This is a genomic window from Comamonas sp. GW821-FHT11H03, from assembly GCF_058807955.1.
Map to the genome: position 1 here is coordinate 721,036 of NZ_JBXARF010000002.1, position 17,572 is coordinate 738,607.

Consider the following 17,572-nt stretch of genomic DNA (forward strand, 5'->3'; position numbering starts at 1 on the left):
GCGGCGCGTTGGCCAGTCCAGGCATTCTCAAAAAAACTCTATAAAAAGAAAAATAATAAAAATTGGTTTTTAAATAACCTAATCATCTTATTTCAAATCATGATTTGCTGATGCCAAAACGCTGCACCAGCGTCCATGCCGTGATGGCCGTGCAGGCCGACCAGAACCAGATGCCGAAGGCCAGCGGCATGGTGGAGTCCCCATCCAGATTCAGTCCCAGCCAAAGTCCCATGGCAAAAGCCATGAGCATCATCACCAGGCCGTTGATGGCCGAGGCCGTGCCCGCAGCCTGGGGGAAGGGCGCGATGGCATTGCTTTGTCCGCAGGGCATGTGAATGCCGTGGGCGATCTGGTAGAGGCAAAAAGGCAGGGCATAGGCCCAGATGCTGCGCAGATCGAACAGGGCCGCCAGGCCCATGATGGAGCCCGCCGTCAGCGACAGCACTCCTGCCACGGCCACGGTGCGCTGCACGCTCATGCTGCGCAGCAGGCGGCGGCAGGCAAAGGTGCCGGCGATGTAGCACAGCGCATTGCCGCCCAGCATCAGCCCGAAGTGCGTGCGCTCCATATGCAGCACGTTGATATAGGTGAACGCAGAGGCCGCCAGATTGGTGAACAGCCCTGCATAGCTGAAGCAGGTCAGCAGGTTGTAGGCCTGGAACACGGGGTTGCGCACAATGCGCGACCAGGTGCGCAGCAGATTGCCCGCTTGCAGTGCCTCGGGGGTGCGCTGGGGAAGCGACTCCCTGAAGCGCAGCATCACCAGCAGCCAGGCGAGGCTGCCCATGAAGGCCTGGGCCAGCATGGTGGAGCGCCAGCCCAGCCAGCCCACGAGCAAGCCGCCGCTGATGGGGGCCAGAAAGGCCAGCACGCCCAGAACCGTCAGCGCCTTGGACATGACTTGCGCGCCCCTATGCGGTGCGTAGAGATCGCGCACCACGGCACGAGCGCATACCACACCGGCTCCCAGGGCTGCGCCTTGCAGGCTGCGCAAGGCAATCAAGGACTCCATGCTCTGGGCGCTGGCGCAGCCCAGCGCTGCGATCACATAGCCGCTGATGCCCAGCAGCAAGACCGGGCGGCGGCCCAGCCTGTCCGACAGCGGGCCCCAGAGAATCTGTGAGCAGCCAAAGGCCAGCAAAAAGCCGGTCAGTGTCAGCTGGGCCTGCGAGATATGGGCGCCAAAGTCTTGCCACAGCTGTGGCAGGGCGGGCAGATAGAGGTCGGTTGCCAGCGGCTGAAGACCCAGCAGCAGCCCTAGCGTGAGAATCACGAAGACTGCAGCTTCAGGATCACTCTTCGATTGCTCATCAAGGGAGTGAGTGGGATTGGGCTTTGATTTCAGGGCAGGCGGCGCAGACATAGCCAGACAGACTATCAGAACCTGCCCATTGATCCGTATGCTGACGAGACAGTCTGTAGCGATGCCGCTCAGCGCGGATTCAGGCCGAACAGCTCATGCAGGGCCTGGCGATACTGGGCCAGGGCCTTGGATTGGGTGTTGTGGTGGCTGGCACCTTCGACCAGGATCAGGCGCTTGGGCTCGCGCGCTGCATCGAACAGCTGCTGGCCCAGCCGGGCCGGAATCAGCGGATCGGCCGTGCCGTGCACGACCAGCAGCGGCGAGCCGATGTCCGCTACCCTGCCGACCGAGTTGAAACGCTGCGTGATCAACCAGTTCACGGGCAGCCAGCCCCAGCGCATGGAGTCGAACACATCGGGAATGCTGGTGAAGGTGGACTCGACCAGCACCCCGCTTTCATCCTTGATGGAGCTGGCCAGATCGATAGCGACGGCACCGCCCAGCGAGTGGCCGAAGACATAGCGTGGCCTGCCTGCAGCCTGTCGGCCCAGCCAGTCCCAGGCGGCGCGCGCATCCTCGGCGGCCGAGGCCTGCGAGGGCAGGGCCGGGCTGCTCTTGCCAAAGCCGCGGTAGTCCACGGCCAGCACCGAAAAGCCCATGGCCTGCAGGCGCCGTATGCGTGGCGAGGAGCCAGCCACATTCCAGCGCGCACCATGCAGAAACAGCAGCAGCGGGGCACGGGCATCGCTGGATGGCATCCACAGGGCGTGCAGCCTGGCGGCGCTGCCGTCACGGCTGCGAAAGTCTATCCATCGCTCCTGCATGCCGGCCGTGTTGGCTCCGGGCCAGCTGCGGTCGCTGGGCTGAAAAATCCAGACCCGCTGCCTGGCATCGAGCTCGCTCAGGCCCCAGCTCACAAGCGCCAGCAGCAAGGCCAGACCGAGTGCTGCCGCGATGCGGCGGGGGCTCCAGAAGCGTGATGTCTTGGGCATGAGAAGGGGGGCGGCGCAAGAGTGCGGCTGTCAAGTGCTGTGCAAGTATGGCTGTCTGACCCGGCCCCAGTCATCTGGGGTGCATGAATTGGCGATATTCTTGCGGGTGTTTCAAACCGCAAATAGATAGCTGATTGCGCAGGGTTTGCGAGCGTTTGAAGCTTGTTTGAAGGATTAGTTCACTATGTCGATCTGCCTGGGTCTTGCCGCCAACAAACTCCACCACCAAACCGAGGACGCTGCGCTGTTTGCCCTGCTGCGCGCCTGCGAGGCCGGAATTCGCGAGCTCAAACTCGGCTTTCATACCGTGGGCCGCACCTATGACGCCATCACGGCGGCCAGCATGCTCCAGGGCTACAAAGGCCTGGTGCGCTATCCCTATGGCCGCGAGGGCGGTCTCATGAGGCTGGTGGCCGAGGTGGTGGGCATGGAGGGAGACGAGCGCACCCTTGATGGCGCCATCTACCTGATGGACCCGGTGGACCCATCGTCCATCTTCCCCGAAGCCCTGGCCTTGAAGCGCCAGTGCGTGATTCACGGCAAGCCTTTTCTTTCCACCGTCGCCTCCACGCGCGACTGGATAGAGATGGAGCGCATTCACGCCGGCCTGGCACGTGACCGCAATGCCGACCGCTTTCATGACTACGAAAACCAGACGCTGGCGCTGATTGCCCACGATGCCATGAAGCCCACCATGCTGGACTTTGCCGCGCACAACTTCGAGCTGCTCAGCCGCTACCGCCGCCGCGTGGGGACCGGCACCACGGGCCAGAAACTCAACGAGATGGCCTGGAGCAAAGGCTGGCCTGCCGACAAGCCCTGGGTGGACCGCTACAACAGCGGTCCGCTGGGCGGCGATGCGCAGATTGCCGATCTGGTGCTGGAAAAGCGCTGCCACCGCGCCATCTTCTTTGAAGACCCCCATGTGGCGCGCCAGCACGAAGCCGATATCCAGCTGCTGGAGCGCGCCGTGACCACGGTCACGCACGATGCCGTCTGCAGCACCTCGCCCCAGGTGGCGCAGCGCTGGTGCGATGCGGCCGTCAAGCGCGCGGGCTGAGGCGGGTTGCTGAGCGTTACTGGCGGCTGCGGTAGCGCTTGAGCTCGGCCTGCAGCCAGACGGCGCTGGCTTCGGCCTGCTTGCCGCTGCAGCGCACCTGGTAGGGCTTTTGGCTGATGCTGCTTTGCGTGGCTGCGCGGGCAATGAAGTCCTCGGCCGTCTCCACCCAGCCCTTTTTGAGCAGATAGTCGTATTTGCTGCGCAGATGCTCGGCGGCCTTGGCGCTGTCATGCCAGCTGCCATTGCGCTCAAACTCGCAGCCCGAGGCTTTGAGGTGGCCGATCAGGTACTCGATCTCCTGAGTCGCTGCAGGCGTGGGCGATGCGGCAAGGCTCAAGCTGCAGGCTGCACCCAGCAGCAAGGCGGCAACGGTGTGTTTCATGTGCCTGATCCTACAGAAGAAGAGCCGAGCAAATAACAAAGGCCGCAGCGATGGACTGCGGCCTTGTCCTGGTCGGCTGAAGCCGTGCGGTGCTCAGGGGGCCGGTGTGGCCAGAGGCTTGCCCTTTTCCACGACATACACGCCAATCAGTTTGACCGTGCCATTGCTGGCGTTGTGTGCGTCATGAATCACGCCAGCGGGCACGACAAAGGTCTCGCCGGCCTTGAGCGTGCGCGGCGGCTGGCCGTCGATCAGCAGATCGACCTCACCTTCGCTGATATAGCTGATCTCGTCGCCCGGGTGAGTGTGGCGACCCGCGCGCGAGCCTGGGGCGACCTCCACCCTGGCCACCACGGCTTCGCGACCAGGTACCGAAACATCGGCCTTGCCGACCAGGGTCCGGGACAGGCCTGAAGCCTGGGGTGCAGCCGGCTGGGGCGCTGCAGCCTGGGCCAGGGCATTCTGGCTGAACAGCATGAAGGCGCTGCTGCAAAGCAGGCTGGAAAAGCTGGCGCGGCGAATCAAGATCATCAGATATCCCTCCGGATGTGTGAAACCTGTCACTTGTACCGGCAAGGAGTGCCGCCATGCCATGGGGGCAGCCCTAGTCGAAGGGCCGCCGAAAACCGGCCCGGGCTCCATGGCACAAGAGCATTCGGGCAGGCAAGCGCCTTGCGTAGCAGGCCGCCGCTTTAGTTGTCTGCGCTGATCCTCGCGAACTTCACCAGCTCGGCGTATTTGTCCATGTCGGTGCGCATCACCTGGGCAAGGCTTTCATTGCCCTTGGCGGGCGGGGTTCCGGCTGCTTCGAGCTTCTGGCGGATGGCCGGATCGGCAAGACCTGTCTGTATCGCTTTTTGCAGCTTGGCCAGCACTTCCGGGGGCAGGCCCTTGGGAGCCGCGAGGGCAAACCAGCCGCTCAGGGCATAGCCCTTGAGCGCGGGATGCTCCGCCAGCGCCGGAACCTCCTTGAGCGTGGCGATGCGGGTGGCCGTGGTGGCCCCCAGAATCCGGATCTTTCCGGACTGCACCAGCGGCGCTGCGGCCATGGGCGAGAGGATGGCGAAGTCCAGGTTGCCGCCGCCCAGATCGCTGGTCATGGCCGGAGATCCCTTGTAGGGGATGTGCACGAGATAGACACCCGCAGTCTTCTTGATCAGCTCTCCCGAAAAATGCGGTGTCGAGCCAATGCCGGGGCTGCCGTAGCTGTATTTGCCAGGGTTGGCCTTGGCCAGTTTGACGAAGTCATCCACGGTTTTGACAGGAACATGCGCTCCGGCCACCCACAGATTGGGGGCCTGCGCGGTCAGGCTCACCGGGGTCAGATCCACAGCCGGATCGTACTTCTGCGCGGCATTCACAAACTTGGTGCCCGCCATTTCGTTGCTCGAGCCTGCCAGCAAGGTGTAGCCGTCGGGCTTGGCCGATACCACGCGCTGTGCTCCCACCACGCCTGCGGCACCCGGCACGTTCTCGACCACGACGGTGGCGTTCAACTGCCTGGCCAGTATGTCCCCGACCACCCGGCCGACCATGTCGACGGAGCCGCCCGGGGCATAGCCAATCACGATGCGGATGGGCTTGCTGGGATAGGCATCCTGTGCCTGCACCGCGCCTGCGAACAGGCTGGTCATGGCACAGGCGATGCAAAGTCGGCGGGAAAGAGGGGCGCGGTCTGGATTCATAAGTCCCACAACTATTTGTGGCGAAGGTTGATTCAGTGATTGGTGTTGAATTGCTCAACAAAACTTAATTAATTGTCATGAAATTTCACATGAGGAGGAATCCATGAAAACCAGCAGTTCCACTGATTTCCAGCCAGTGCCTCGCGCCGGCAGAGCTGGCTGAAACAGCGGCTGCGTTGGCTGGCGCAGGCAATCAGTCCGTTGCAGTCAATCAATGATCGATGTTCCTGCTTATAGTCAGTGGCAAGGCGCTGTCGAGCACATACCATGCAACGGCGCGTTCTTCGCGGCAGACAGCCAACCGGGCACAGATCCGGCTCACAAGCGTTTCAGTGGAATCGTCAGGGAGTCTCAGATGCAGGAACAGAAAAGCGTTGCCGCCTGGCACGCGTTGCCGACCGATGCCGTACTCGCTCAATTGCAATCGACTGCCGCCGGGCTGAGTTCCGGCGAGGCTGGTGAGCGCTTGCAGCAGCAGGGTCCCAACGCCCTGCCCGCCGCCGCGTCACGCGGCATGCTGGCCCGCTTTCTGTGGCAGTTCAACAATCTGCTGATCTATGTGCTGCTTGGCTCGGCCGTGGTCACCGCACTGCTGCGGCATTGGGTCGATACGGGGGTGATCCTCGCGGTGGTGCTGATCAATGCGGTCTTCGGATTCGTGCAGGAAGGCCGTGCCGAGAAGGCGCTGGACGCCGTGAAGGCCATGGTTTCCAGTCGCGCCAATGTGCTGCGTGACGGCTTGCGCATGGCAGTGCCTGCAGAAGAACTTGTGGCTGGCGACTGTGTGCTGCTCGAAGCCGGCGATCGCGTCCCGGCCGATGTGCGGCTGCTGCGCGCCAGCAGCCTGAAGCTGGACGAGGCCATGCTGACCGGGGAGTCGGTCGCCGTCGACAAGTCGGCCGATCCGGTGGCGGTCGATGCCGCTCTCGGCGACCGGCTTTCCATGGCCTACTCCGGCACCCTCGTTGCCGCAGGGCAAGGCCTGGGCGTCGTGGTCGCCACAGGCCCTCGTACCGAGCTGGGCCAGATCAGCACCATGCTGGGCTCGGTGCAGACACTGGCCACCCCGCTGACGCGGCTCATGGACCGCTTTGCGCGCCAGCTCACCATCACCATACTGAGCCTGTCCGCGCTCATGTTCTGCTTTGCCCTATGGGTGCGCGACTACGACACAGCCGATGCCTTCATAGCCGTGGTGGGGATTGCCGTATCGGCCATCCCCGAAGGCCTGCCCGTGGTCATGACGATTGCGCTGGCCATCGGTGTGCAGCGCATGGCCGCACGCTATGCCATCGTGCGCAGCCTGCCGGCGGTGGAGACACTGGGCGCCGTCTCGGTCATCTGCTCCGACAAGACCGGCACATTGACACGCAACGAAATGAGCGTGCGCGCCGTGGTGCTGCCCGGTGCCCGCTTCGACATAGAGGGCGAAGGCTATGCCCCCCAGGGGCGCTTCACCCTGGCGGGCGAGGAGATTGATCCTGCACGGCATCCGCAGTTGCTGCACTTCGCCACCGGCGCAGCGCTTTGCAACGACGCCCATGTAAGACATGCCCAGGGCAAGGCCTGGGCAGTCGAAGGCGACCCTATGGAAGGCGCGCTGGTGACGCTGGCTGCGCGCGCCGGTCTGGATGTGGAGCGCCTGCGTCAGGACTGGCGCCGACTGGACGAAGTTCCCTTTGATGCCGTCCACCGCTACATGGCCACTTTGCACCGCCCAGTGGATGCTCCAGCCGTGGTCTTCGTCAAAGGGGCTCCGGAGCAGGTTCTTGCCATGTGCCGCGACCAGCAGGGCGCACAAGGCTTGCAGGCGCTGGATGCAGCCTATTGGCTGGAGCAGATCGATGCCCTGGCCGCCAAAGGCTATCGTGTGCTGGGTCTGGCCAGCCGGGTCCCGGTTGAAGGCCGGGACATGGTTGATATGGCCGACATCAAGGACCTCACTCTTCTTGGCGTGCTGGGCATGATAGATCCGCCGCGAGAATCGGCAAAGGAGGCCGTGCGTGAATGCCGCAGCGCCGGAATTGCCGTGAAGATGATCACCGGCGACCATGCTGCCACTGCAGCTGCCATTGCCCGGGAGCTGGCGCTGGCCGACACCATCCGAGTCACTTCGGGCCATGAACTGGACGGGCTCAACGATGCCCAGCTGATCGACGTGGCCAGAGCCTCCACGGTATTCGCCCGCACCAGCCCGGAGCACAAGCTGCGCCTGGTGCAGGCCCTGCAGGCAGATCGCAGCGTCATCGCCATGACCGGTGACGGCGTCAACGACGCACCGGCCCTCAAGCGGGCCGACATCGGCGTGGCCATGGGCATCACCGGCACGGCTGCCGCCAAGGAGGCCGCAGGCATGGTGCTGGCCGACGACAACTTCGCCACCATCGTCGCTGCCGTCAAGGAAGGGCGCACCGTCTACGAAAACCTGCGCAAGGTCATTGCCTGGACCTTGCCGACCAACGGCGGCCAGGCCATTGTCATCGTCGCCGCCATTTTGCTGGGCGTGTCGCTGCCGGTCACTCCGGTGCAGATTCTCTGGGTCAATCTGGTCACGGCCGTGGCCCTGGGCCTGACACTGGCCTTCGAGCCGCCCGAGGCCACGCTGATGCAGCGCAAGCCGCGCTCGCCGAACGAGCAACTGCTGCAGCCCTATCTGCTGTGGCGCGTCGCCCTGGTCTCGGTGCTGTTTGCCTTGGGCTGCTTCGGCATGTTCGAGTGGTCGCTGCGCCGCGGCGACTCGGTCGAGCTGGCCCGCACCATCGTGGTCAATGCGCTGGTGATCATGGAGATCTTCTATCTGTTCAGCGTGCGCTACACGCAGGGAACATCGCTCAGCCTGCGCGGCGTCCTGGGCACCCCGGCCGTGCTGCTGGGCGTGGCCGGCGTCACCCTGGCGCAACTGCTGTTCACCTACGCCCCGCCCATGCAGGCGCTGTTCGACAGCCGTCCTGTCGACCTGGCGGCCGGATTGCTGGCCATCGCGCTGGGAGTTGCCCTGCTGCTGCTGCTGGAGGTCGAGAAGCTCTTGATGCGCTGGATGAGACTGTGCGTGAGGGCCTAGGGCGCTGTGCACGCAAGGCCTTCAAGCCGTCGCTTCACCGCCTGAGCGAGGGCATTAAAAAAGGCCCCGAAGGGCCTTTCTTGCGAGTGACGAGCGCCTGACGCTCAGATCACGCCTTGTGCCAGCATGGCATCTGCCACCTTCACAAAGCCGGCGATATTGGCGCCGTCGATGTAGCTGATGGTGCCGTCTGCGCGCTTGCCGTGCTTCACGCAAGCAGCGTGGATGCTTTGCATGATCTGCAGCAGACGTGCATCCACTTCTTCGGCAGGCCAGGACAGGCGGGCCGAGTTTTGCGACATTTCCAGGCCGGAAGTGGCCACGCCACCGGCGTTGGATGCCTTGCCGGGTGCATACAGCACGCCGGCAGCTTCGAAGGCGCGGGCGGCTTCATTGGTGGAGGGCATGTTCGCGCCTTCGGCCACGCACAGCACGCCATTGGCGATCAGGGTCTTGGCATCGGCCTCGTTCAGCTCGTTCTGAGTGGCGCAGGGCAGGGCCACGTCCACCTTGATGGACCAGGGGCGCTTGCCGGACAGGAATTCCACGCCGGCAACCAGCTTGGCGTAGTCGCTGACGCGGCCGTACTTGTGGTTCTTCACATCCATCAGGATGGCCAGCTTCTCGGTGGTGAAACCGGCGGCGTCATACGCGGTGCCCGAAGAGTCGGACACGCTCACGACCTTGGCACCCAGCTCCATGGCCTTTTCCACGGCGTACTGAGCCACATTGCCCGAGCCGGACACGGACACGGTCTTGCCTTCGAAGGACTGGCCGCGAGTGGCCAGCATTTCCTGAGCGAAGTACACGGTGCCGTAGCCGGTGGCTTCGGGACGGATCAGCGAGCCGCCGAAGGACAGGCCCTTGCCCGTGAACACGGAAGCCGCAGTGTTCGACAGCTTTTTGTACATGCCGGCCATATAGCCCACTTCACGGCCGCCCACGCCGATGTCGCCTGCGGGCACATCGGTGTCAGGGCCCACGTGGCGGAACAATTCGGTCACGAAAGCCTGGCAAAAGCGCATGACTTCGGCAGGGCTCTTGCCCTTGGGGTCGAAGTCCGAGCCGCCCTTGCCGCCGCCCATGGGCAGCGTGGTCAGTGCGTTCTTGAAGGTCTGCTCGAAAGCCAGGAACTTCAGCACGGACTGGTTGACCGAGGGGTGGAAGCGCAGACCGCCCTTGAAGGGGCCGATGGCCATGCTGTGCTGGATGCGGAAGCCGCGGTTCACCTGCACCTGGCCCTTGTCGTCAGTCCAGCTCACGCGGAACTGGATGATGCGCTCGGGCTCGACCAGGCGCTCCAGCAGGGCGTGCTCGGCGTACTTTGGATTCTTCTCGATGAAGGGCCACAGGCTTTCCATCACTTCGGTGACGGCTTGCAGGAATTCGGGCTGACCGGGGTTGCGTTGTGCCACTTCTTCCAGGAATTGGCCTACGGACTCGTACTTCATAGAGAACTTTCTGACAGGGACAGGGGAATGCGCTGAAACTCGCGAAAACAAAATTATGCCAAAAAGTTATGCCGTCATGCATGGATTCGGTGCATGGGGGCGCAATTCTGGTGCGTGCATGCCCGAATTTGGAACATTTTTGCTGTATTTGTTCTTAGTTTTCAGGCACTTGGATGGTGCATTTGAAGTAAAAGATTTTTCATTTTCGTGTCGTAAAAACATTTTTGCGGCTTGTCGCACAAGCGTTTTTGTTTCGTGACACACCGCTTCATGCGCTCGCCATGTCTTATCTGTGATAGCACCATCGTGGTGCATGTGATTTCAGGCACGGAATCTGCAATCGTGAAAACTGATTTTCATGAAGGCGGCCGCAAGCCTGTGCAGGCGGACTTCGCGGTCGGCTTCATGGCCTGGGTAAATATGGATTTGAAAAATTATTTTCATAAATTCAAATATGAAAAATAAATTTCAAATTCGTTTTGCCGGCCCAGTGACTGGGCGGTCATCAGCACACAGGAGGTGGATATGGCAGGTGAGATCCCCGTGACGCCCTCGGCGTCAGGCAAGGCCAGTGCGGCGCAGATGCAGCAGCTGGAAACTGCGCTCAACCAGATCGGCGTGACGCGCTCGCACAAAAGCATCATCTTTCTGGTGGTCTGCGGCGTGCTCTTCGATGTGTTCGAGCAGAACGCGGTCGGCCTGGTCGGCCCCCTGCTGCGCCAGCAATGGGGGCTGGACGCGACGGACATCGCCTTTCTGAACACCATCACCTTCTTTGCCGCCGCCATGGGGCGTCTGCTGTCGGGCTACCTGGCCGACCGCATGGGCCGACGCTTCATGCTCAATGTGAACCTGGCACTGTTCACGCTGGGAGCCGTCGGCTGCGCGCTGGCGCCCGACTACGCTTTCCTGGCCGTGGCGCGTGCCATCGTGGGCTTCGGTCTGGGCGGCGAAATCACCACGGCCGTGACCATGCTGGCCGAGTTCTGCTCGGCCCGCTTTCGCGGCACGGCCGTCGGACTCATCAACGTCGGCGGCGGCGGTCTGGGCAATATGCTGGCGCCGGCCTTTGCGCTGGGCGTGTTCACGCTGTTTCCGGGCGATGACTCCTGGCGCTGGCTGTTCGGCTGTCTGGTCATGCCGGCCATCTTCATCGTGTTCTACCGCCGCTTTGTGCCGGAGACGCCGCGCTTTCTGCTCTCCAAGGGGCGGGTCGAGGAAGCCAACCAGGTTCTGAGCATGCTGGCGGCCGGCAAGCTGGCCAATGCGCAGTACGAGCTGCGCGAGTTCATCAGCCCGGGCAGCGCCCAGGCACAGACGGCTGCCGCGCAGACCGTGCAGCGCAGCTCATTCAGCGACATCTTCAGGGGCGGCTATGCGCGGCGCACGATTGCCGTGGGTGTGGCTTCGTGGATGACGTTTGGTGCGCAGCTCTCGGTGCTCACGCTGATGCCGACAATTTTGGTCGCCCAGGGCTACTCCATCACCAAGAGCTTCAGCTTCACCATCGTCATGCAGATGGGCAGCCTGGCCGGCGCGATCGCGGCATCGACCATGGGTTATTACTTCCCGCGCAAGCGGGTGCTGACGGCAGGCGCGATTGCCGCCTGTCTGGCGGGCCTGGCGTTCGGCAACTTCACCGATAGCGTGGCCATGATCCTGGTCTGCGGTGCGCTGTTCCAGTTCTGCGTACTGACGCTCAACACTTCCATCTGGATCTTTGCGCCCGAGCTCTACCCCACGCGCATTCGTGCGCTGGGAACCTCCTTCCTGCTGGCGCTGGGCACGATTGGCGGAGCCATGTCCCAGGTGCTGGCAGGCAAGATGTTCGACCTGCACGGCGTCTCCGGAATGTTCGGCATGATCGCCGCCATGTATTTCATCTTTGCGATTGCCGTGCAGTTTGCCCCCGAGACCTTCGGCCGCTCCATCGAGGAAGGCGCTGGCGGGCAATCCCATCCCGAGCAGGAGTCTGCCGCTGCTGCAGGCGAGCATGCCGGCGCTCAGGAGCGCACGGCATGAAAGCTGGCATGCAGATATTGCTGATCAACCCCAACACCTCTGAGCAGACCACGGCGCTGATGCTCAGACAGGCGCGGGCCTGTCTGCCACCCGGCGCGCTGCTGCATGGCGCGACGGCCGAGCGGGGCGCGGCCATGATTACCGACGAGGCGGGGCTGAGGCTCGCCGAGCAAGAGGTGCTGCGCCTGGGCCTGGCCTTTGCCCGGGGAGATGACAGTCAGGCTGGCCGGGCCATCATCGTGGCCGCGTTCGGCAATCCGGGGCTGGAGTTGCTGCGTGCGGCCCTGCCGCAGCGGGTTGCCGCCTTTGGCATTGGCGAAGCCGCCATGCGGCAGGCCGCGCGCGACGAGCAGGGCGGCCCGCGCCGCTTTGGCATTGCGACGACCACGCCGGGGCTGGAGGCTTCGATTGCCGCCTCGGTCGCAGCGCTGGGCCTCACGCCCTGGTTCTGCGGCACGCGCATTGCGGTGGGCGAGCCGCTGGCGCTGGCTGCAGACCCGGCCTTGCAGTGCGAGCGCCTGGGCGATGCCGTGGCCCTATGCGTGCAGCGCGATGGCGCGCAGGCCGTGGTGATCGGCGGCGGCCCGCTGTCCGAAGCCGCGCTGTGGCTGGCACCGCGCTTTCAGGTGCCGGTGCTGTCGCCGGTGGTGGCAGCGATGCAGGCGGCGCTTGCGGAGCTGGCGCTAGCCGTCACCCACTGATGGATAGGGGCTGCTATTGCTTGCGATCGACTGCTATCGACTGCTATTGATTAAAGAGCGATTACCGCTCGTCAATCATGGATTTAAGATATAAAAATATCTGAAATCTATTAGTGGCAAGCGATGTAAGCTTCTTATTTCATAGCATCTCGTCCAGCGCATCGTGGCTGGTCTCGATGGCCGCCATATGTCGGCGCCCCGGCTGCCCGCTTTGCTGCAAGGTGGCCGTGGCAATCAGATGGCAGAGCATGAAAAGCGCTGTGTGATTGTCCAGGGGTCCCGGCGCCGAGGTCTGCACGCGCAGCAGCCAGTCCGCCTCGGGGGCCGGGCTGGCATGGTCGGTGATGCAGATCAGGCGGGCGCCCAGCAGTCTGGCCTGGCGCGCGAACTCGCTGACCACGCGCACGCTGCGGCGCAGGGCAAAGATCACCACCACATCGTTTTCGCCGATCTGGGCCGCATACTCACCCAAGGTCTCGCCAGCGCCGGGAATGACCTGGCTGGGCATCTCCAGTGCCTGCAGCAGCTGCCAGCGAAGATAGGCCGCAAAGTTGCGGTTCTGGCGATAGCCCACAAAGAACAGCTGACGCGCGCCGATCAGCGCCATGGCGATGGCATCGAGCTGATCTGCCGAAATCTGTCCGATGGTGACGGCCAGATTCTCCGAGGCCTGGCGCAGATGCGTGGCGATCACATCCGCCGTAGGGCGGCCCTGGGCCGATGCGGCAGCCAGAAACAGTGGCGAGCCATTGTCGCCCTGCGCGCGGGCATGGCGGCGTGCATCCTCGTAGCCCTCATAGCCCAGCCGCTGTATGAAGCGCGTGACCGTGGCATTCGACACCCCTGTGAGCTTGGCCATCTCGGCGGCCGCGTAGCTCGACAGATTGCCGGGAAAGTCCAGCAGGAATTCCGCCAGCCGCCGCTCCGACGGCGGCAGCTGCGGCAGGGCCGCACGCACGCGGGCGATGAAGGAATGGGCTTCGGCGGGTTCCGGGGTGGGGGGGCTGGAGTTCATGACGGCGGATGGCAGGCGGGCCCGCTGATCTCCCGGCCCGCCGTTTTGGTCGATAACGGCAATGTAGCGGCTATTGAGTGGCTATTGAGCGGCTATTGCCGCCCGACCATCAGCGCCCGCGCAGAAACAGCGCATCCAGCTCCTTCATGCTCAGCTGGCGCCAGGTGGGGCGGCCGTGATTGCACTGGTCGGAGCGCTCGGTCACCTCCATCTGGCGCAGCAGCGCATTCATCTCGTCTAGCGTGAGCTTGCGGTTGGCGCGCACCGCCCCGTGGCAGGCCATCGTGGCCAGAATCTCGTTGCGCGCGCGCTGCACCACGGTGGTTGCGTCATGCTGGGCCAGTTCGGCCAGCACGCTGCGCGCCAGCTCCACGGCATCGCCCTGGGCCAGCGTGGCCGGCACGGCGCGCACGGCCAGGGTCTTGGGCGAGAAGGGCGAGACCTCCATGCCCAGCGTCAGCAAGGTCTCGGCATGGGCTTCGGCCGTGGCGACTTCCTCGGGCGTGGCGGCAAAGGTGGCGGGGATCAGCAGCGGCTGGCTGGGAATCTGCTGGTCGCCACCTTCCGTATTCACGGCATTCTTGAGCTGCTCATAGACGATGCGCTCGTGGGCTGCATGCATGTCCACGATGACCATGCCCTGGCTGTTTTCGGCCAGGATATAGACGCCGTGCAGCTGGGCCACGGCACGGCCCAGCGGCCAGACCGGGGCCGAGTCGGCCGCAGCGGCAGCGGGCGCGGCGGCGACTGCCGTCGGCCTGGCTGTCGTCAGTGGTTGTGCTGGTGGTTGCGCCGCTGCAACGATCTGCGTAGCGGCTGGCGCTTCCTGCATCTGGGGGGCAGGCGCTTTGCGCTGAAAGTAGCTGGACTGGCCCGAAGGGCGCAGCCTGATGCCCTCGGCCTCGGGCTGAGGCACGGGGCTGGGCATGGCCGTGGTGTTGGTGATCGTGGTCGTGATCGCGTCGCTGGCAGATTCCGGCGTGGCGGGCGTGGCAGGTGTCGCAGGCGTCGCAGCGGCGGCACTCGCTGGGGCTGGTGCCGCAGTCTCCATCTGGGGGGCGGGCGCGGTCTCGGGCGTGGGTGCGGTCTCGAGTGCGGTCTCGGGGGCGGGTGCGGCTTCCGCAGTGGCTTCGCGCATGGGCTCCCAGAGCTTGGCCAGATCGCTGACGGGGTTGCCAACGGCGGGTTCGCCAAAGCTCATGCGGGTCTGCGGCCAGGCCGGGGTTGCAGCGGGCTTGGTCGCAGCCTTGGTAGCGGCCTTGGCTGCGACAGGCGTGGCAGTGCTCTCGTCGATCAGGCCGGACTGGCGTGCGGCTTCCTGTGCCGCCGCCTCGACCACGGCTGCGGCGCGCGGTGTGGCCAGCGCGTTCTCGATCGCGTGGCGCACCGCCTGGTGGACTTCACGGCTATCGCGAAAGCGCACCTCGATCTTGGTGGGGTGCACGTTCACATCCACACGCGCGGGGTCGATCTCGATGTAGAGCGCATAGACCGGCTGCTTGTTGCCGTGCAGCACGTCCTCGTAAGCAGAGCGGGCCGCATGCGTCAATACCTTGTCGCGTACAAAGCGGCCGTTGACATAGCAGAACTGGTGGTCGGGGCGCGAGCGCGCCGCGTCCGGGATGCCGGCGCGGCCCGTGACATGGACGGGGCCGGCCCAGTGGTCGACGGCCACCGAGTTGTCGACGAACTTGTCGTTCAGCACATCGGCCAGGCGGCGCGACAAGGCTTCGTCGGGCGTGCTGCCGGCAGCGCGCCATTGCTCGACCAGCTTGCCTTCATGCCAGATGGCAAAGCCCACATCGGGGCGTGCCAGTGCATGGCGACGCACGGACTCGATGCAATGCGCCAGCTCGGTGGCATCGGTCTTGAGGAATTTACGGCGTGCGGGCGTGGAGAAGAACAGCTCCTTGACCTCCACGGTCGTGCCCTGGTTGCGTGCGGCGGGGCGCAGCTCGCCGCTGCGCGCGTCCAGCAGATAGGCTGAGTCCTGACCTGCGGGGCGCGAGAAGATGGAGGTTTCCGATACCGAGGCAATGGCGGCCAGAGCCTCGCCGCGAAAGCCCATGGTGGCCACGGTTTCCAGATCGTGCAGATCGCTGATCTTGCTGGTGGCATGGCGGCGCAGGGCCACGGGAAGCTCGTCGCGCGGGATGCCGCAGCCGTCGTCTTCCACCGCGATCAGGCGCACGCCCCCGGCCAGCAGGCGCACGGTGATCTGGCCGGCACCCGAGTCCAGGGCGTTGTCCACCAGTTCGCGCACCACGGAGGCGGGGCGTTCGACCACCTCGCCGGCAGCGATCTGGCTGATCAGCTCGTCGGGCAGATCGCGAATCGGCCGGCGCACGGGGGCAGCCTGGTCGGCGGTTTCGGTAGGGGAGGGGGGGAGTTCGGTGCTGGTTGCGTTCACGGCAACCATTCTAGGCGGCTGTACAAACCGGCCGGCAAGTGAGTTTTTTGAGGGGCGAAAACACAAAGAGCTGCCGGAATATTTCTGGCAGCTCTTTATTCGGCCCAAGGCGCTCGCAGGGCTTAGCGGTGGCGGTAGCCGCCCTTGGTCAGTTCGTTACCGATCAGCGCACCGGCGGCAGCACCGCCGATGGTGCCCACGGGGCCGCCAAACAGCACATTGCCCACTGCACCGCCGGCCACGGCACCTGCGCCGATACCGACTTGCTGACGGCTGGGGCCATGGGCGCAGCCGCCCAGTGCCAGGGCGCCGGTCAGTGCGGCTGCCAGAGTCAGGGCCTTGCCATAGCGCATGGTGAATGTCTTCATGTTCGTATTCCTCTCGTCGTGCTAGTTATGGAAAGCGGTCTGGTCTCTGTGCCCACTCCTGCACATGCGGGAGGCTGGAGACACCGGACTTTGTTGGCCAGGGGGCCGATGTCGTGATTTGCAATGCACGGCTTGCGGCGACACAGCTCTACTGTGCCAGCAGAAATGCCAAGCTGACGTATTGTTGACGTTTAGTTTTATCAAAACTTGTAACAAACCAGCATGAAAAGGCCGGCCTTGTTGCAGTCTGCAAGCAGCTGTGAGTTTGCTCTCAAAAACATGGCGCTCCAGCAAGAGGTGGAGCGTCTGCGGGCTTTGGGGGCGCAGTACATTACTGACCGGCATACGCTGGTATGCCAATCCATTTTTGAGGAACGTGTTTTGGAAATCATTCAGTTTCTGATCGACTTCATCCTGCATATCGACAAGCATCTGGAAGCCTTTGTCGTGGCCTATGGGCCCTGGGTGTATGCCCTGCTGTTCATCATCGTGTTTGTCGAAACCGGTGTGGTGGTCATGCCTTTCCTGCCCGGTGACTCACTGATGTTCATCGTCGGCGCGCTGTGCGGTGCCGGCTACATGAGTTACCCACTGGCGGTGGTGGTGCTGCTGGCCGCAGCCATCCTGGGCGACCAGAGCAATTACACGATAGGCCGCTACCTGGGGCCCAAGGTGTTCCAGTGGGAGGATTCGCGCTGGTTCAACCGCAAGGCTTTTGACCAGGCCCACAACTTCTATGAGCGCTATGGCGGCGTGACCATCATCTTGGCGCGCTTCATGCCTTTCATCCGCACCTTTGCACCTTTCGTTGCCGGTGTGGCTCATATGAGCCGCGCCAAGTTCAGCATGTTCAATGTCGTGGGGGCCGTGCTGTGGGTGGTGGGCATCAGCGCCGCAGGCTACTTCTTTGGCAATATGGAGTGGGTGAAGAACAATCTCGAGAAAATCATCTGGGGCCTGATCCTGGTGCCGGGCCTGATCGCCATCTTTGGTGCCTGGCGCGCCGGCAGCAAGGACAAGACTGGCAAACCTGCCTGAGTCCATGACCGGACATGCAGCAAAAGGGGCGCGGTAAGCGCCCCTTTTTTGTCGCTCGAATTTGTCGCTCGAATTGGCAGCTCA

General features: G+C 63.7%; 15 protein-coding genes. 6 read left to right on the forward strand and 9 right to left on the reverse strand.

Annotation, left to right across the window (positions count from 1 at the left end; all coding sequences use genetic code 11):
- Positions 1 to 97: 97 nt before the first annotated feature.
- On the reverse strand, positions 98 to 1,273 hold the full coding sequence (locus AC1RTQ_RS07755; RefSeq protein WP_492874897.1) for a multidrug effflux MFS transporter: 1,176 nt from the start codon (positions 1,271 to 1,273) through the stop codon (positions 98 to 100).
- Positions 1,274 to 1,431: 158 nt separating this feature from the next.
- The gene (locus AC1RTQ_RS07760) at positions 1,432 to 2,295 is read right to left on the reverse strand and encodes an alpha/beta hydrolase (protein ID WP_492874898.1); all 864 of its coding nucleotides are present in this window, start codon (positions 2,293 to 2,295) and stop codon (positions 1,432 to 1,434) included.
- A gap of 184 nt (positions 2,296 to 2,479) precedes the next feature.
- Between AC1RTQ_RS07760 and AC1RTQ_RS07765 the strand changes: the two genes are divergently transcribed.
- Entirely contained in the window at positions 2,480 to 3,355 is an 876-nt protein-coding gene (locus tag AC1RTQ_RS07765; RefSeq protein ID WP_012837335.1) for a methylglyoxal synthase, read from the forward strand.
- 16 nt (positions 3,356 to 3,371) lie between these two features.
- Here the strand turns inward: AC1RTQ_RS07765 and AC1RTQ_RS07770 are convergent, their stop codons facing one another.
- From AC1RTQ_RS07770 to AC1RTQ_RS07780, 3 genes are all read right to left on the reverse strand, one after another.
- Positions 3,372 to 3,737, reverse strand: a complete 366-nt coding sequence (locus AC1RTQ_RS07770; protein WP_302091906.1) for a YfeK family protein — start codon at positions 3,735 to 3,737, stop codon at positions 3,372 to 3,374.
- Between the two features lie 93 nt (positions 3,738 to 3,830).
- Complete coding sequence (locus AC1RTQ_RS07775; protein WP_492874899.1) at positions 3,831 to 4,268, reverse strand: cupin domain-containing protein; 438 nt, start codon at positions 4,266 to 4,268, stop codon at positions 3,831 to 3,833.
- Positions 4,269 to 4,429: 161 nt separating this feature from the next.
- Positions 4,430 to 5,371: a Bug family tripartite tricarboxylate transporter substrate binding protein gene (locus AC1RTQ_RS07780; RefSeq protein ID WP_304349189.1), complete on the reverse strand. Its 942-nt coding sequence runs from the start codon at positions 5,369 to 5,371 to the stop codon at positions 4,430 to 4,432.
- Positions 5,372 to 5,777: 406 nt separating this feature from the next.
- On the opposite strand from AC1RTQ_RS07780, the gene AC1RTQ_RS07785 reads away from it, so the two are divergent.
- On the forward strand, positions 5,778 to 8,483 hold the full coding sequence (locus AC1RTQ_RS07785; RefSeq protein ID WP_492874900.1) for an HAD-IC family P-type ATPase: 2,706 nt from the start codon (positions 5,778 to 5,780) through the stop codon (positions 8,481 to 8,483).
- A 104-nt stretch (positions 8,484 to 8,587) separates the two neighbouring features.
- On the opposite strand, the gene gdhA is transcribed toward AC1RTQ_RS07785, so the two are convergent.
- The gene (gene gdhA / locus AC1RTQ_RS07790) at positions 8,588 to 9,934 is read right to left on the reverse strand and encodes an NADP-specific glutamate dehydrogenase (protein ID WP_492874901.1); all 1,347 of its coding nucleotides are present in this window, start codon (positions 9,932 to 9,934) and stop codon (positions 8,588 to 8,590) included.
- A 255-nt stretch (positions 9,935 to 10,189) separates the two neighbouring features.
- Here gdhA and AC1RTQ_RS07795 point away from each other — a divergent pair, with 255 nt between their 5' ends.
- From AC1RTQ_RS07795 to AC1RTQ_RS07805, 3 genes are read left to right on the forward strand one after another with little or no spacing between them, the layout of a single operon-like run.
- Complete coding sequence (locus AC1RTQ_RS07795) at positions 10,190 to 10,399, forward strand: hypothetical protein (protein ID WP_492874902.1); 210 nt, start codon at positions 10,190 to 10,192, stop codon at positions 10,397 to 10,399.
- Between the two features lie 60 nt (positions 10,400 to 10,459).
- On the forward strand, positions 10,460 to 11,956 hold the full coding sequence (locus AC1RTQ_RS07800) for an MFS transporter (protein WP_492874903.1): 1,497 nt from the start codon (positions 10,460 to 10,462) through the stop codon (positions 11,954 to 11,956).
- Positions 11,953 to 12,657 (forward strand): aspartate/glutamate racemase family protein, encoded by a 705-nt coding sequence (locus AC1RTQ_RS07805; protein ID WP_492874904.1) that lies wholly within the window; start codon positions 11,953 to 11,955, stop codon positions 12,655 to 12,657. Before AC1RTQ_RS07800 ends, AC1RTQ_RS07805 begins: the two co-directional genes overlap by 4 nt.
- Before the next feature lie 139 nt (positions 12,658 to 12,796).
- Here the strand turns inward: AC1RTQ_RS07805 and AC1RTQ_RS07810 are convergent, their stop codons facing one another.
- The 3 genes from AC1RTQ_RS07810 to AC1RTQ_RS07820 form a co-directional block, all read right to left on the reverse strand.
- Positions 12,797 to 13,672 carry a MurR/RpiR family transcriptional regulator gene (locus tag AC1RTQ_RS07810; protein WP_304349194.1) on the reverse strand — a complete coding sequence of 292 codons (876 nt, stop codon included), beginning with the start codon at positions 13,670 to 13,672 and terminating at the stop codon, positions 12,797 to 12,799.
- A gap of 109 nt (positions 13,673 to 13,781) precedes the next feature.
- On the reverse strand, positions 13,782 to 16,091 hold the full coding sequence (mutL, locus tag AC1RTQ_RS07815) for a DNA mismatch repair endonuclease MutL (protein ID WP_492874905.1): 2,310 nt from the start codon (positions 16,089 to 16,091) through the stop codon (positions 13,782 to 13,784).
- Between the two features lie 113 nt (positions 16,092 to 16,204).
- A complete protein-coding gene (locus AC1RTQ_RS07820; RefSeq protein ID WP_182286060.1) occupies positions 16,205 to 16,450 on the reverse strand; it encodes a hypothetical protein in 246 nt (81 codons plus the stop codon).
- A 381-nt stretch (positions 16,451 to 16,831) separates the two neighbouring features.
- Here AC1RTQ_RS07820 and AC1RTQ_RS07825 point away from each other — a divergent pair, with 381 nt between their 5' ends.
- Positions 16,832 to 17,488 carry a DedA family protein gene (locus AC1RTQ_RS07825; RefSeq protein ID WP_492874906.1) on the forward strand — a complete coding sequence of 219 codons (657 nt, stop codon included), beginning with the start codon at positions 16,832 to 16,834 and terminating at the stop codon, positions 17,486 to 17,488.
- The last annotated feature ends 84 nt before the right edge of the window (positions 17,489 to 17,572 follow it).

Bases quoted from the DNA above. Each gene is read 5' to 3' on its own strand.
- AC1RTQ_RS07760 (WP_492874898.1), bottom strand. From the start codon at position 2,295: ATGCCCAAGACATCACGCTTCTGGAGCCCCCGCCGCATCGCGGCAGCA.
- AC1RTQ_RS07765 (WP_012837335.1), top strand. From the start codon at position 2,480: ATGTCGATCTGCCTGGGTCTTGCCGCCAACAAACTCCACCACCAAACC.
- AC1RTQ_RS07770 (WP_302091906.1), bottom strand. From the start codon at position 3,737: ATGAAACACACCGTTGCCGCCTTGCTGCTGGGTGCAGCCTGCAGCTTG.
- AC1RTQ_RS07775 (WP_492874899.1), bottom strand. From the start codon at position 4,268: ATGATCTTGATTCGCCGCGCCAGCTTTTCCAGCCTGCTTTGCAGCAGC.
- AC1RTQ_RS07780 (WP_304349189.1), bottom strand. From the start codon at position 5,371: ATGACCAGCCTGTTCGCAGGCGCGGTGCAGGCACAGGATGCCTATCCC.
- AC1RTQ_RS07785 (WP_492874900.1), top strand. From the start codon at position 5,778: ATGCAGGAACAGAAAAGCGTTGCCGCCTGGCACGCGTTGCCGACCGAT.
- gdhA (WP_492874901.1), bottom strand. From the start codon at position 9,934: ATGAAGTACGAGTCCGTAGGCCAATTCCTGGAAGAAGTGGCACAACGC.
- AC1RTQ_RS07800 (WP_492874903.1), top strand. From the start codon at position 10,460: ATGGCAGGTGAGATCCCCGTGACGCCCTCGGCGTCAGGCAAGGCCAGT.
- AC1RTQ_RS07805 (WP_492874904.1), top strand. From the start codon at position 11,953: ATGAAAGCTGGCATGCAGATATTGCTGATCAACCCCAACACCTCTGAG.
- AC1RTQ_RS07810 (WP_304349194.1), bottom strand. From the start codon at position 13,672: ATGAACTCCAGCCCCCCCACCCCGGAACCCGCCGAAGCCCATTCCTTC.
- mutL (WP_492874905.1), bottom strand. From the start codon at position 16,091: ATGGTTGCCGTGAACGCAACCAGCACCGAACTCCCCCCCTCCCCTACC.
- AC1RTQ_RS07820 (WP_182286060.1), bottom strand. From the start codon at position 16,450: ATGAAGACATTCACCATGCGCTATGGCAAGGCCCTGACTCTGGCAGCC.